Genomic DNA, 13,466 nt, shown 5'->3' with positions numbered 1-13,466 from the left:
AGCGTTTCGATAGCGGTCCGTTTTCAGTTGACTAGACGGCCCTCAACCGAAGTATGTAGCGGATGCACAGTCCAAATCCAGACATGTCTGAGCTCTTCGCGGACCGTCAGGCCCAGCGCAGCGCCCTGCATAATCGGTATCTGAACGAGCAGTTCGTTCGGGTTCTCAAGACCATCGGCTACGATGTCGGCTTCCAGAAGGGGCAGGGGCAGTACCTCTACGATCGCGAGGGCGCGCGCTATCTCGACCTGTTGTCCGGATTCGGCGTGTTTGCGATCGGGCGCAATCATCCGGTCATGCGCGAGGCGCTCAAGAGCGTGCTCGATGCCGACCTCCCGAACCTCGTCCAGTTCGACGTCTCGACGCTCGCCGGCGTGCTCGCCGAGCGGCTTCTGAAATACGTCCCCTATCTCGACAAGGCGTTCTTCGCAAATTCCGGCGCAGAATGCGTCGAGGCAGCGATCAAATTCGCGCGCGGCGCGACCGGCCGTCCCGGCATCGTCTATTGCGCCCACGGCTATCACGGCCTGACCTATGGCGCGCTGTCGCTCACGGGCGACTCGAACTTCCGTACCGGTTTCGAGCCGTTGCTGCCAGGCTGCACCCCGATCCTGTTCAACGATCTGGCCGCGCTGGAAAAGGCGCTGGCCTCACGCGAGGTCGCGGCCTTCGTCGTCGAGCCGATCCAGGGCAAGGGCGTCAACATGCCCACCGACGAGTTCCTGCCCGGCGCGGCCGCGCTCTGCAAGAAATACGGTACGCTGTTCGTCGCCGACGAGATCCAGACCGGCATGGGCCGCACCGGCCGCTTCCTTGCGGTCGAGCACTGGAACGTTGAGCCCGACATGGTGCTGCTGTCGAAGTCGCTGTCGGGCGGCCACGTGCCGGTTGGCGCGGTGCTGACGCGCAAGGCCATCTTCGACAAGATCTTCAACCAGATGGACCGTGCGGTGGTGCACGGCTCCACCTTCTCCAAGAATGACCTCGCGATGGCTGCGGGCATCGCCACGCTCGACGTGATGGAGTCCGAGAAGCTGATCGAGTCCGCCGCCAAGCGCGGCGCCGAGCTGCGCCTCGCGCTGACGCGCATGGTGCCCGGCTACGAGCTGTTGAAGGAAGTCCGCGGCAAGGGCCTGATGATCGGCATCGAGTTCGGCCCGCCGAAATCGCTGCGCCTTCGCGCCTCCTGGAACGTGCTGGAGACCGCCAACAAGGGCCTGTTCTGCCAGCTCATCACGGTGCCGCTGTTCAAGGATCACAAGATCCTGACCCAGGTCGCCGGCCACGGCAGCCACACCATCAAGCTGCTGCCGCCGCTCACCATCACCGAAGAAGACTGCAGCTGGATCGAGCGCGCCTTCGACGACGTCATCGCCGGCAGCCACAAGGTCCCCGGCGCGATCTGGTCGCTCGGCAAGACCCTGGTGGACAACGCGGTGAGACGGTCGGCGTAGTTTCGCCGATCCGTCTCAACGCTCGTCATTGCGAGCCAATGGGTCCGCGCGAAGCGCGGCCCGATGACAGGCTCCGCGAAGCAATCCAGACTATCTCGGCGGAGGCAGTCTGGATTGCTTCGCTCCTCGCAATGACGGTGCGGGGTGAATCTACCCCTCCGCATTCGCCTTCATCGCCGCCTCGAACTTGTCGACGAACTCGGCGAGCTCGTCGGCGGCGATATCGCTGACGGCCCAGAAATTCAGGCCGCGATTGCCCCAGCGGCGGCAGTTGAAGCCTTGCATGGTCTCGGTCTTCGGCGTGCGATATTCCACGTTCGATGTCTGCGACACGAACAGGTTGATGACGTGCTGCCGGCGCCGGTAGACGACCGCGCCGATGGCGCGCGCATCGATATAGTCGAGCCGGCCGCCGACCAGTGTGAAGCCCTGCGCCGTGAGATCGATCACGGGCGGGGCGACGTCGAGCTTGCCGTTGAACCACGGCTTGACCGTGTGCTGGTCGGTCGAGACCACGTCGGTGAGGTGGCCGGCCTGGAGCGAGCGCAGATGCGCGGAGACGACCTCCGACAGGATGCGCTGCTGATCATCCTGGCGCAGTACCAATGCGACGACGCCGGAGGCGGCGAGCGCGGAGACGGCCGAGCCCATCGCAAAGCCGCGCAGCAAGGAGCGGCGCGTGGGCTGGTGCTGTGCTTGCGGCAGTGACGCCTCGATCCGAGCGCGGAGGCTCGCGGGCGCGGTGTAGCGCAAATCGGTGTCGGCGAGCACGCGCTGCATTTCGCGCTGCGCGGCGAGCTCGGCGGCGCAGGCCGGGCAGCTCGCGATATGCGCTTCGACCTCGCGCGCGTGGCCGGCATCGAGCTCATTGTCGAGCAGCGCGTGAAGCAGGATTCTTGCTTCGTCGCAGATCATCTTGCTTGCTCCTCTTCCGCCGTCCAGGCCGCCCGCAGCATGGCGCGCGCGCGGGCGAGGCGGGACATCACGGTGCCGATGGGCGCACCGACCGTCTCGGCGATTTCACGATAGGACAGGTTGTTGATCTCCCGCAGCACGAAGGTCTCCTTGAACGGTTCGGCGAGCGTGTCGATCAGCTTGCGGATCGCGCCGGCATCGCGGCTGCGCAGCACTTCGGTTTCCGGGCTTGCCTCGCTCTCCTGCCAGATCGGCGTCTGCTCAGCCGCGCCGGGTGTATCCTCGATCGCGCTGGGCCTATGCGCCCGCCGCGCATATTCGGCGTTGCAGACGTTGCGCAGGATCGCGAACAGCCAGGGTTTCATCGCCGGCCCGCGATAACTGTCAAAGTGCTTCAGCGCGCGCAGATAGCACTCCTGCACCGCATCCTCGGCGTCGGAGGCATCGCGCAGGAGGTAGCGCGCGAGCGTGTAGACGTCGTCGAGATGGGGCAGTGCCGCTTCGCGGAAGCGCTGCGCCTTCTGCAAATCGTCGGTGGCGGGCATCGCTCCTCGCTTTGCCTCTTGCTTTGCTTCTTCTGCCGCGATCGAAGACGTCCGAGCCCGGCCGGCGTGGGACCACCGGCCGGGCAAGACGTTGATGTCTCGGCTCGAGATATTACTCAACCTTGATCATCCCCGTCATGTGCGGATGCAACGAACAAAAATATTTGTAATCGCCCGCATTGGTGAAGGTGAACGAGAACTTGTCGTCGGTGTCCAGGGTCTTGGACCTGAACTTGCCGGCCGAGACGATAGTGTGGGGGATGTCGTCCCGGTTGGTCCAGGTCACGGTGGTGCCGGCCTTGATCTTGAGCTCGGCCGGCTGGAAGACGAAATTGTCGATATGTACCTCCATGTCGTCGGCGCGGGCAGTCGTTGCGGGCAGCAGGATGGCCGCGGCCAAAGCGAGACCGAGGTCGACTCCGAAGTCGCGGCGGTTAATTGTCTTCATGATCAGCCCTTCTCTCAGCCCTGGAGCGGCGTGTCGATGATGGCGAGGCGCTGCTCGTTCTGCTTGAAGTTGATGCTGGCAACGCCGAGCATGGAGCGCAGCCTTGCGTCCTCGACCTTCATCGGTCCGGGCGAGGGAGCGGCCCCCGGCGCCGGCTGCGGGAAGGCGGTCGAGCGCGCGGTGTGGAAGGTGACGTTGCCCTCGACCTTCTGCATCACCTGATGGATGTGCCCGTTGAGCACGGTGACCGAGCCAAAACCCTTGACGTATTCCAGCGCGCGGCCGCCCTCTTCGGTGCCCCAGCCCCATTGCGGGTAGACCGTCCACAACGGGATGTGGGCGAACAACACGATCGGCGTCGATTTCGACTTGCCGCGCAGATCGTCTTCGAGCCAGGCGAGCTGCTCGGCGCCGAGATTGCCGAGGCCGCCAGCCTTGAGGTCGACGACGTTGACGAGGCCGATGAAATGCACGCCGCCGGCGTCGAAGGAATACCAGCCGTGCCCCTTGGTGCCGCGGCCGTAGCGTTCGCGATAGAGCTTCACCTCCTCGTCGATGAAGTCGTGCTCACCCGGCACGTAGTGCACGTCGAGCTTGGTCTGCGAGATGATGCGCTCGGCGTTATCGAACTCGGTGACCTTCGACAAATGGGTGATGTCGCCGGTATGGATCATGAAGGACGGCTTGGCCGGCATCGCGTTGATTTTGCCCACCGCTTCCTCCAGCGTGCCGAGTGCGTTGGGATTGGCCGGCTTGTCGAAGCCGACATGGCTGTCACTGATCTGGAGGAAGGTCATGCCGGGCGCAGCCGCGGTCGCGGCTTGCGCAGAATCGATGATGCCCAGCGAGCGCGGCACGCCGCCTGTGATGGTCCAGAGTACCCCAGTGCCGGCCCAGGTCATGCATTCCAGCACCTTGCGGCGGCTGACGCCGTCTTCGCCATGGTCGTGTCCGCTCATCGCGCATCTCCTCTGGCCCGGAATTGGGCTTGCCGGGAGGTGATCGGGAGAGGGGCGGGTTTATTCCCGGACTTCCAGATGAAATGGATCGGGACCGGCTAATCACGTTTCCGAGAACCGGTTTACCCCGAAACAGGTGGTCTCCGCACCGCGGGACGCCAATGGTGGCGCAGCTGAGCAACCATCTCGCGCTGTAGAAGCCGTTGCCAAGCCGTCGTTTCTTGGTGCTTATGCAACGATCAGGATGCAGCGTTCAGCCGCAGCAATCATCCGCGAATCGACGAGACTGACTTCGGTGTCAGAAACTAACTCGTTCGAAGGTGAGCTCGCATCGCAAGAATAGGAACAGCTGGAGATCAACTGCATTCAAGGTTCGCCAATGACGCAGGCTGCCGAGTTTGACGCCTTGGCGAACGCAACTGAAGAGGAGTTGATGATGATGAGAACACTTGCGATCCTTGCGGCAGGCGCATCACTGCTTGCAGTCTCTTGCCCGAGCTATGCAGCAGACCATCTGTTCACCGCCGTGGCTGCGGGCGGACTGTCGAACACCCCCGGCCAAGAAAGCCAACCATTCCTGAATGGACTCAACAATCCGGGTCGACCGGGTGACGAAGTCCCAGGTCAAGGCAGCGTATTTCAGGGCGAGGACCATACCGTCCCGGCAACGGATACGACGACCGGGGTGAAGATTCCTAAAACGCCTCCGCCAGCGCAGAGCGGGACGAAGACTGTGCCGACGGGCAGCCCTTCGGTGCCCTAATCCAGCCACTGCGATCGCTTCGGGTCGCGCCAGAAGCGGCGCGTTCAGCCTCAGCTCTTCTGGTCTGATCACGCCGCCGGCATCGCCAACGAGGGGGCAACGTTCAGCGGGAGCGCCGCAAGAGCCAATGCGGCGAAATTATCATTCGCACGGATAATCAATTGAGATCGCCCCGAAGCCTTCTGATGCGCGCAGCATTGGGAGGCTGCGTGGTTGCCGTTGCCTATCCGTTATGGGCTCCGGACAGTTCGCTCCCAGCTGCCGGCGGTGACCATGATGATCTGCGCTATGTTAGCATTGCCCGCGACAACGTCATTCAGAACGTCACCGCTGCCGGAACGCTCGAAGCCGTTGATACCGTCGAGGTCAGCTCGCAGCTTTCGGGGCAGGTCGCCAAGCTGATGGCCGACCACAATTCCATCGTTCGGGCCGGCGAGCCCCTTGCTGCACTCGACAGCGCCACTTTCGAAGTCTTGGTCAAGGAAGCAGAAGCCGCGCTCACCGTCGCGCTCGCACAACACGAGGAGGCCAAGGCAGCCGTCGATGGCGCGCAGGCGCACTACGATGACGCGTTGCGCGATCTTCAGGTCAAGAGCTCACTCAGCAAGAACGGCAGTGTTTCCCAACGCGACGCCGAGCGAGCACAGATGACGGCTCGCTCGCTCGGCGCTGAATTGTCCGCGGCGCAGGCGCGCGTGCAGGTACGCGCGGCCGGTGTGATGGTTGCGCGTGCTTCCCTCGAACGGGCTCGACTTGATCTCGAACGAAGCACCGTCAAGTCGCCGATCGATGGAATAGTCATCCGGCGCAGCGTCGAGCTTGGCCAGACAGTGGCCGCAAGCCTCCAGGCGCCGACCCTCTTCACCATCGCGCGGGATCTGTCGGACATGCGCGTCAGTGCGTCCGTCAGCGAGGCCGACATTGGCGCGGTGCGAACCGGCCAGCGTGCGCTGTTCAGTGTCGATTCCTATCCGGGACGGACCTTCGAGGGCCGCGTACTCGAGATCCGAAAGGCAGCACGGATGGTACAAAACGTGGTGACCTACACCGTGATGATTTCGGCGCCCAATCCAGAAGATCTGCTGCTTCCCGGGATGACGGCTGATGTTCGCATCGTGGTTCGGGAGCAACACGATGTGATGGTTGTTCCCAATGCCGCACTCAGCTTTCGGCCGGTGCGGGACGGCGCAACCGATCGCGCCCCCGGACAGGGAGTGATCTGGATCCGTACTAAGTCCGGCCATCTGAACCCAGCCTCGGTTTCATTGGGCGCCACCAGCGACTCTCTGACCCAGATCCTGTCGGAGGACGTCCAAATAGGTCAGCGGGTCGCCATCGGTTATCGTAGCAAGCCATGACATCGCTCGTCATCCTGGAGCACATCCACAAGCGACACCGGCTCGGCAGCCAAAGCGTTCATGCGCTGTCGGACATAACCATGCAAATCGATCCGGGAGAGTTCGTCGCGGTCGTGGGCCCATCCGGATCAGGAAAATCCACCTTGCTTTCGATCATAGGCTGCCTCGATCGACCCTCCTCCGGAGGCTACTTTCTTCGCGGTCAGGATGTACTTGCGCAGTCAAGGCGCCGGTTGAGCGAACTGCGAAACCGGCGCTTCGGCTTTGTGTTTCAGAACTTCAATCTGTTGCCACGCCTGACCGCACTCGAGAATGTAGGGTTGCCGCTATTCTATCGGCGTGACGGGCTGCGCAATCCGATCGCAAGGGCACGCGCTGCGCTCGAGCGGGTCGGTCTCGGCAGCAGGATGCAGCATATGCCTGGCCAGCTCTCGGGCGGTGAGCAGCAGCGTGTCGCCCTCGCGCGTGCGATCGTCAACGAACCCGACCTTCTCTTGGCCGACGAGCCGACCGGGGCACTCGATACGAGCACACGCGATGCCATCCTCTCGATACTCGCCGAACTTCGGCGTGGCGGCCTCACGGTCATGCTTGTAACCCACGACGCCGAAGTCGCGGGGCGCGCGCAACGCACGATCAGGCTCCGGGACGGCGCGGTCGTCGGTGACTCGAAATCTCTCGGCACCTCCTCAACTTCGACCATGGCGGAGGTTTGATGCGATCGCTCGGCTACGTCTATCTGGCGTTTCAGTCGATACGTGCGCACATATTGCGCTCTGTTCTCGCGGTAACGGGCATTGTCATCGGCATTGCCGCCGTGCTGATCGTGGTCGCCGTGGCGGAAGGGGCGCGTGCCGAGATCTCGAGACAGATCAATTCGCTTGGATCGAATCTATTGCTGGTGCAGCCCGGTGCGCAAAACGCGCAAGGCGTGCGACAGCAGGCGGGCACCGTCCTGTCGCTCACGACAACCGATGCGCTCGCGGTTGCTCGCGAGGTGCCCGACGTTGTCATCGCGGCGCCATTCGTGGGCGGGCAAAAGACGGTCATCGCGAGAGACTTGAACTGGTCAACCCTTGTTGCCGGCGTGACCCCGGAGTTTTTTGAAGCCCGCGGGTGGCGAATAGGGGAGGGGCAGCTATTCAATCAGGATCAGGTTGCATCAGTCGCAAAGATCGCGGTGATCGGAGGTACGGTCGCGCGCGAACTGTTCCGCGACAGCGATCCGCTCGGCCGCTTCATCCGTATCGACCGCACTTCATATGTCGTGATCGGGGTGCTTGCCGAGAAGGGGCAGGACTTCACCGGCCGCGACCAGGACGACGTCATCTTCATTCCCCTGTCGTCCGCAAGAATCTTCGCCACCGGACGGAGTCAGGCCAATCCGGATGCCGTGCATACGATTCTGGCGAAGACCGATTCCACCCAGTCAATGACAGCGGTGGGAGGTGCGATTGCCCGCGTCCTGCGGCAGCGTCACAAGATCATGGGACACAAGGACGACGATTTCCGAATTCAGAACCTCATCCAGATCGCCCAGACGCGCGATCGGACCTATCGCCAATTCACGTTGCTGGTATCCGCGCTTGCGGGAATCTCGCTTCTGGTCGGCGGCATCGGCGTGATGAACATCATGCTCGTATCGGTGACCGAACGGTTCAATGAGATCGGCATTCGCCTTGCGTTTGGTGCCCGGCCACAAGATATTCGGAAACAATTTCTGATGGAAGCGGTGCTCCTCTGCACCATCGGCGGCCTGTCGGGTCTCGTTGTCGGTTACGCCTGCACGCGCGTTGTGCCCTCCGCGTTGGGCTGGCCCGTCGAGTTCAACGCAACGATGGCGCTGGTCGCCGTCGCCTGCTCCAGTCTCATCGGCATTATCTTCGGTCTTCTGCCGGCCGAGCGGGCTGCGCGCTTGGACCCGGCGGCGTTGCTAAGGTCCGGTTAGAAGGACGAGCTCCTCGAACAGCTGCACGCCAAGGCTCGCTTCAAGACTCTTGACCTGCTGGCTGACGGCTCCGGGCGTGACGCAGAGCTCGTCGGATGCCCGCTTGAAACTCAGGTGACGCGCCGATGCTTCGAACGCGCGCAGGCTGTTCAGGGGAGGAAGCCGATAGCTCATCGCAGAATGCCCTTTGCTTCGGAAACGCCTCCTCATGGCATAGAAAATCTAAGTCAACACGTCAGAAGATCTGGTTTGATCCGGGGATGGCGGCGTGAAACAAACTCCCAACGAACCATGAAAGAGGTGAGCGACAATGGTTGATGCGAGCGAAGTTGCCATCAGTCACCTGCAGCGCCGGAAGATCGAAGGACGCGTGCTGATCCCGTTCATTCAGGTATTGCGTGACCGGTTCGGTCAAAGCGCAATGGGCGAAGTCGTTGACGAAACGATCCGCAGGCTCGCCGCCGAGGACGGCGCGAGATGGGCAGCAACCTACGGCAAGACGACTGCGTCGCTGCGAACCGTGGCGCAGGAGCTCTGGGCGGGCGGCGGCAGCATGGACGTCGAGGTGGTCTCGGAGTCCGATGATCACCTCGATTTCAACGTTACGCGCTGCCAATACGCCGCGTTCTACAAGGAGCTGGGTCTCGCTGATCTCGGCATTCGCGTCCACTGCAATCGTGATCATGCCATGCTGGCCGGCTTCAACGACGAACTCGAACTGTCCCGAAGCCAGACGATTATGGAGGGCGGAGCCTGCTGCGATTTCAGGTTTCGCAAGCGGTCGTAGGGCTACGCCGAAAACTCCCGCACGGCCTGCACCACGACGGTCGGCGCTTCCTGCGCAACGCAGTGGCCGATGCCGGCGAAGGCTTGCGTGCTGACGCGCGGAATGAGTGACGCGGCGCGCGCCGCCATCTCCTTGTAGATCGGCCCCGACTTCGCGGCGGTCGTGACGCGCACCGGGCAATCGATCTCGGTGAGCGAGGCGAAGGGATTGCCGCGGGCATCGCCAACGTAAACCTGCTCCATCGCCTCGTAGATCGGACGCAGGATCGCCGACTCGATCTCCGGCGTGCAGCAGAGCTTTACCCGGCCGTCGACGAGCGGCACGAAGCCGTGGCGCACGTAAGCCCAAAGCGACGTCTCGGTCCAATCCGCAAACGCCGGCGCCGCGCGGTAGCGCGCGAAAACGGCCTCAGCGTTCTCGAACTCGGCCCGTCGCCGTAGCGTGCCCTGCACGCGGGCAAGGGATTCGGCGCTCAAATCCGCGGAGCGCGCCGTGCGCGGGTCCATGATGGTCGGCTCCATCACGAACAGGCGCGTGAAACATCCGGGCAATAGCTTTGCTGCGAGCAATAAATCCGTCGCACCCGCGCTGTGGCCGATGCCGTAGACGTCGCGCAGCTTCAGCGCGCCGATCACTCGGCAGATGTCGTCGGCATAATCGAGAAAATGATAGGCGCCGGGCTTGTGGCTGGCGCCGTGGCCGCGACGGTCGAGCGCATAGACGGTGTAGGTCGATGCAAGCTCGCGCGCGACCTCGTCCCAGACGTCGGCGACGAAACCGGTGCCGTGCAGAAGGAGGGCGGGCGGTTTGCCGCGCTCGCCCCATTGCAGCATGGCGATCTCTGCGTCGGCCGGGCCGATGGAAAAGCGGTGCGGATCGATCATGGGGGCAAGATGCTACGTCGCATCCTCCAAAATCATCGTCGCGCCCTTCTCGGCGATCATCGCGGTCGGCGTGTTGGTGTTGCCCGAGGTGATGGTCGGCATGATCGAGGCGTCGACGATGCGCAAGCCTGTGAGGCCGTAGAAGCGCAGGCGTTCGTCGACCACCGCCATCGGATCGTTCGCCGCGCCCATCTTCGCCGTGCCGACGGGATGGAAGATGGTGGTGCCGATGTCACCGGCAGCCTTCGCAAGCGAGGCATCGTCGTTGCCGACGGAGGGGCCGGGCAGATATTCGCTCGGGCGGTACTTTGCCAGCGCCTTCTGCTGCATCAGGCGGCGCGTTGTGCGGATTGCGTCGGCGCCGACCTGGCGGTCGTCATCCGTCGACAGATAGTTCGGTGCGATGATCGGCTTCTCGTCCGGACTCGCCGAGCGCAGCCGCACGGTGCCGCGCGAGGTTGGCTGGAGATTGCAGGCGCTCACCGTGATTGCTGGGAAGCGGTGCAGGGGATCCCCGAACTTGTCGAGCGACAGCGGCTGCACGTGGAACTGGATGTTGGCGCGCGCGCGCGTCGCATCGGAGCGCGTGAAGATGCCGAGCTGTGACGGCGCCATGGTCAGCGGACCGCGGCGGCGGAAGGCGTAGTCGAGCCCCATCAGGCCGCGGCGGAACAGGTTGTAATAGGTCTCGTTCAGCGTGCGTACGCCCTCGACCTTGTAGATCGCGCGCTGCTGCAGATGGTCCTGTAAGTTGCGCCCCACACCGGGCTTGTCCATGACGACGTCGATGCCGAGTGGCGACAGCCAGTCGGCGGGGCCGATGCCGGAGCGATGCAGCACTTGCACCGAGCCGATCGAGCCGGCCGAGAGGATCACCTCGCGCTTCGCCCGTGCCTCGATGATCTCGCCATTCTGGATGAAGCGCACGCCGACGGCGCGGCCCTGCTCGATGATGATGCGGTCGACCAGCACATGCTTCTCGAGCCGCAGATTGGGGCGGTTCAGCGCGGGCTTGAGGAAGCCGCGGGCCGACGACCAGCGCCGGCCACGCTTCTGGTTGACGTGGAAATAGCTGGTGCCTTCGTTGTCGCCGGTGTTGAAATCCGGGATGCGCTTGATGCCCATCTCCTCGGCGGCGTTGCCGACGGCGTCGAGAATGTCCCACGACAGCCGCGGCGCCTCGATGCGCCAGCCGCCGCCGGCGCCGTGGTGTTCGCTCGCGCCCAGGAAGTGATCTTCCAGCCGCTTGAACAGCGGCAGCACGTCGTCATAGCCCCAGCCGGTCATGCCGAGCTGGCGCCAGTGATCGTAGTCGGCAGCCTGTCCGCGCATCGAGATCATCGCGTTGATCGACGAGCAGCCGCCGATCACCTTGCCGCGGGGATAGGCGAGCGCGCGGCCGTTCAGGCCCGGCTCGGCCTCGGTCTTGAACATCCAGTCCGAGCGCGGATTGCCGATGGCGAAGAGATAGCCGACCGGGATGTGGAACCAGATCCAGTTGTCGTCGCCGCCGGCCTCGAGAATGAGGACACGGTTCTTCGGATCGGCCGAGAGCCGGTTCGCGAGGATACAGCCCGCCGTGCCGGCCCCGACGACAATGTAGTCAAACTCACCTTCGAGCCGTCTTGGCATTCTGCGTCCACCCAAACAGGCGTCATGCCCGGGGCTTGTCCCGGGGCTCCACGCGCTTTCTGTCCTAATAGTCGGACGTGGATGGCGAAGACAAGCTCGCTACAAGCCCGGCCATGACGAGAGGACAGGGCTACCCTCGATCCGCGGCAGTTAGGTGGACTGGCGCTTGCATGGTAGACGTCCTGTATTCCCAACAAAGCTTGAGACCCTCCATGCCCATCGTGAACCGCGTCGCCGACCTCCAACCCGATATTCAGGCCTGGCGCCGGGACATCCATCAGCATCCGGAGCTGCTGTACGACGTTCACCGCACCGCAGCATTCGTCGCTGACCGCCTGCGCGAGTTCGGCTGCGACGAGGTCGTGACCGGCCTCGGCCAGACCGGCGTGGTCGGCGTGATCAAGGGCAGCAAGCCGGCCGGCGAGGGGCTCAAGGTGATCGGCCTGCGCGCCGACATGGACGCACTGCCCGTCGAGGAGCAGACCAACCTGCCTTACGCCTCCAAGACCCCGGGCAAGATGCACGCCTGCGGCCATGACGGCCACACCGCGATGCTGCTGGGCGCGGCGCGCTACCTCGCCGAGACCCGCAATTTCGCCGGCGATGCCGTGGTGATCTTCCAGCCGGCCGAGGAGGGCGGCGCCGGCGGTGCGGCCATGGTCAAGGACGGGCTGATGGAGCGCTTCGGCATCGAGCAGGTCTACGGCATGCATAACGGCCCGGGCATCCCCATTGGCTCGTTCGCGATCCGGCCGGGCCCGATCATGGCGGCGACCGACGAGGTCGACATCATGATCGAGGGCGTCGGCGGCCATGCCGCGCGTCCGCACAAATGCGTGGACTCCGTGTTGGTCGGCGCGCAGGTGATCACCGCCTTGCAATCGATCGTCGCGCGCAGCGTCGATCCCTTGGAATCGGCGGTGATCTCGATCTGCGAATTCCACGCCGGCAATGCCCGCAACGTCATTCCGCAGACGGCGACGCTGAGGGGCACCATCCGTACATTGTCGCCGGAGGTGCGCAAGCTGGTCGAGAAGCGCGTGCACGAGGTTGTGGCCGGCGTGGCGCAGATCACGGGTGCGAAGATCGATTTGCGTTACAAGCGCAACTATCCGGTGGTGAACAACCACGCTGCGGAGACTGAGGTCGCAAGGCGCATCGCCAAGCAGGTCGCAGGGGACGCCAACGTGCACGAGATGCCGCCGCTGATGGGCGGCGAGGATTTCGCCTACATGCTGGAAGCGCGGCCCGGCGCCTTCATCTTCTGTGGCAATGGCGACAGCGCCGGCCTGCATCACCCCGCCTATAATTTCAACGACGAGGCGATCGTGTACGGCACGTCCTACTGGGTCAAGCTGGTCGAGGAATCGCTGGCTGCGTCGTAGTTCACCTCGCCCGCTCTTGTCCGCCGAAGCCTCGGCGAAGGCGGATGCGGGGAGAGGTCGGAATGCGCGTAGCGCGGATTCCGGGTGAGGGGGACTCTCCACGAGTCCGTCTCTCACCGTGATCGCGGAAGCAGCCCCTCACCCCAACCCTCTCCCCGTAAGAACGGGGGGAGGGAGAGGAGAGGCACTCAGAACATCCGCGAGAAGATCACGTAGAGCGTGGCCGACAGCATGATGGCGCAGGGCAGGGTCAGCACCCAGGCCATCAGCAGGTTGCGGATGGTGGACCATTGCAGGCCCGAGCCGTTGGCGGCCATGGTGCCGGCGACGCCCGACGACAGCACGTGGGTGGTCGAGACTTGTCTATGCCGCGCGCGGCATAGGGCCG

Annotated in this window: 14 protein-coding genes and 1 pseudogene; 7 read left to right on the top strand and 8 right to left on the bottom strand. The window is 63.8% G+C overall.

Annotated elements, in window-relative coordinates; all coding sequences use genetic code 11:
- Positions 1 to 62 precede the first annotated feature (62 nt).
- Positions 63 to 1,454 (top strand): aminobacteriohopanetriol synthase HpnO, encoded by a 1,392-nt coding sequence (gene hpnO, locus CWO91_RS00710; RefSeq protein ID WP_130211813.1) that lies wholly within the window; start codon positions 63 to 65, stop codon positions 1,452 to 1,454.
- Between the two features lie 150 nt (positions 1,455 to 1,604).
- Here the strand turns inward: hpnO and CWO91_RS00705 are convergent, their stop codons facing one another.
- The 4 genes from CWO91_RS00705 to CWO91_RS00690 all read right to left on the bottom strand — a co-directional run bounded on the left by CWO91_RS00705 (position 1,605) and on the right by CWO91_RS00690 (position 4,321).
- Positions 1,605 to 2,369, bottom strand: a complete 765-nt coding sequence (locus CWO91_RS00705) for an anti-sigma factor family protein (RefSeq protein ID WP_130211812.1) — start codon at positions 2,367 to 2,369, stop codon at positions 1,605 to 1,607.
- Positions 2,366 to 2,914: a sigma-70 family RNA polymerase sigma factor gene (locus tag CWO91_RS00700; protein ID WP_164939366.1), complete on the bottom strand. Its 549-nt coding sequence runs from the start codon at positions 2,912 to 2,914 to the stop codon at positions 2,366 to 2,368. Before CWO91_RS00700 ends, CWO91_RS00705 begins: the two co-directional genes overlap by 4 nt.
- A gap of 112 nt (positions 2,915 to 3,026) precedes the next feature.
- A complete protein-coding gene (locus tag CWO91_RS00695; RefSeq protein WP_130211811.1) occupies positions 3,027 to 3,362 on the bottom strand; it encodes a cupredoxin domain-containing protein in 336 nt (111 codons plus the stop codon).
- Between the two features lie 14 nt (positions 3,363 to 3,376).
- A complete protein-coding gene (locus CWO91_RS00690; RefSeq protein ID WP_130211810.1) occupies positions 3,377 to 4,321 on the bottom strand; it encodes a metallophosphoesterase family protein in 945 nt (314 codons plus the stop codon).
- 379 nt (positions 4,322 to 4,700) lie between these two features.
- Here CWO91_RS00690 and CWO91_RS00685 point away from each other — a divergent pair, with 379 nt between their 5' ends.
- From CWO91_RS00685 to CWO91_RS00670, 4 genes are all read left to right on the top strand, one after another.
- A complete protein-coding gene (locus CWO91_RS00685; protein WP_130211809.1) occupies positions 4,701 to 5,084 on the top strand; it encodes a hypothetical protein in 384 nt (127 codons plus the stop codon).
- A gap of 209 nt (positions 5,085 to 5,293) precedes the next feature.
- Positions 5,294 to 6,442 carry an efflux RND transporter periplasmic adaptor subunit gene (locus CWO91_RS00680; RefSeq protein ID WP_165405160.1) on the top strand — a complete coding sequence of 383 codons (1,149 nt, stop codon included), beginning with the start codon at positions 5,294 to 5,296 and terminating at the stop codon, positions 6,440 to 6,442.
- Positions 6,439 to 7,158: an ABC transporter ATP-binding protein gene (locus CWO91_RS00675; RefSeq protein WP_130211807.1), complete on the top strand. Its 720-nt coding sequence runs from the start codon at positions 6,439 to 6,441 to the stop codon at positions 7,156 to 7,158. The genes CWO91_RS00680 and CWO91_RS00675 overlap by 4 nt, the downstream gene beginning before the upstream one ends.
- Positions 7,158 to 8,390, top strand: coding sequence for an ABC transporter permease (locus CWO91_RS00670; protein ID WP_130211806.1), 1,233 nt, complete (start codon positions 7,158 to 7,160; stop codon positions 8,388 to 8,390). Before CWO91_RS00675 ends, CWO91_RS00670 begins: the two co-directional genes overlap by 1 nt.
- A gap of 6 nt (positions 8,391 to 8,396) precedes the next feature.
- On the opposite strand, the pseudogene CWO91_RS00665 reads toward CWO91_RS00670, so the two are convergent.
- Positions 8,397 to 8,564: pseudogene (locus CWO91_RS00665) on the bottom strand (LysR family transcriptional regulator); the annotation flags it as partial.
- A 136-nt stretch (positions 8,565 to 8,700) separates the two neighbouring features.
- Between CWO91_RS00665 and CWO91_RS00660 the strand changes: the two are divergent.
- Positions 8,701 to 9,177: an L-2-amino-thiazoline-4-carboxylic acid hydrolase gene (locus CWO91_RS00660; protein WP_130211804.1), complete on the top strand. Its 477-nt coding sequence runs from the start codon at positions 8,701 to 8,703 to the stop codon at positions 9,175 to 9,177.
- Between the two features lie 2 nt (positions 9,178 to 9,179).
- Here the strand turns inward: CWO91_RS00660 and CWO91_RS00655 are convergent, their stop codons facing one another.
- Positions 9,180 to 10,061: an alpha/beta fold hydrolase gene (locus CWO91_RS00655; protein ID WP_130211803.1), complete on the bottom strand. Its 882-nt coding sequence runs from the start codon at positions 10,059 to 10,061 to the stop codon at positions 9,180 to 9,182.
- A 12-nt stretch (positions 10,062 to 10,073) separates the two neighbouring features.
- A complete protein-coding gene (locus CWO91_RS00650) occupies positions 10,074 to 11,693 on the bottom strand; it encodes a GMC family oxidoreductase (RefSeq protein ID WP_130211802.1) in 1,620 nt (539 codons plus the stop codon).
- 212 nt (positions 11,694 to 11,905) lie between these two features.
- Between CWO91_RS00650 and CWO91_RS00645 the strand changes: the two genes are divergently transcribed.
- Complete coding sequence (locus CWO91_RS00645) at positions 11,906 to 13,078, top strand: M20 aminoacylase family protein (protein ID WP_091890768.1); 1,173 nt, start codon at positions 11,906 to 11,908, stop codon at positions 13,076 to 13,078.
- Between the two features lie 188 nt (positions 13,079 to 13,266).
- Here CWO91_RS00645 and CWO91_RS00640 read toward each other — a convergent pair.
- Positions 13,267 to 13,466: inorganic phosphate transporter (locus CWO91_RS00640; protein ID WP_208752962.1), on the bottom strand; the 200-nt coding region annotated here is incomplete at its 5' end.

The organism is Bradyrhizobium genosp. SA-3, from assembly GCF_004212635.1.
GTDB lineage: Bacteria > Pseudomonadota > Alphaproteobacteria > Rhizobiales > Xanthobacteraceae > Bradyrhizobium.
This window is presented reverse-complemented; position numbering and strand designations above follow the sequence as displayed.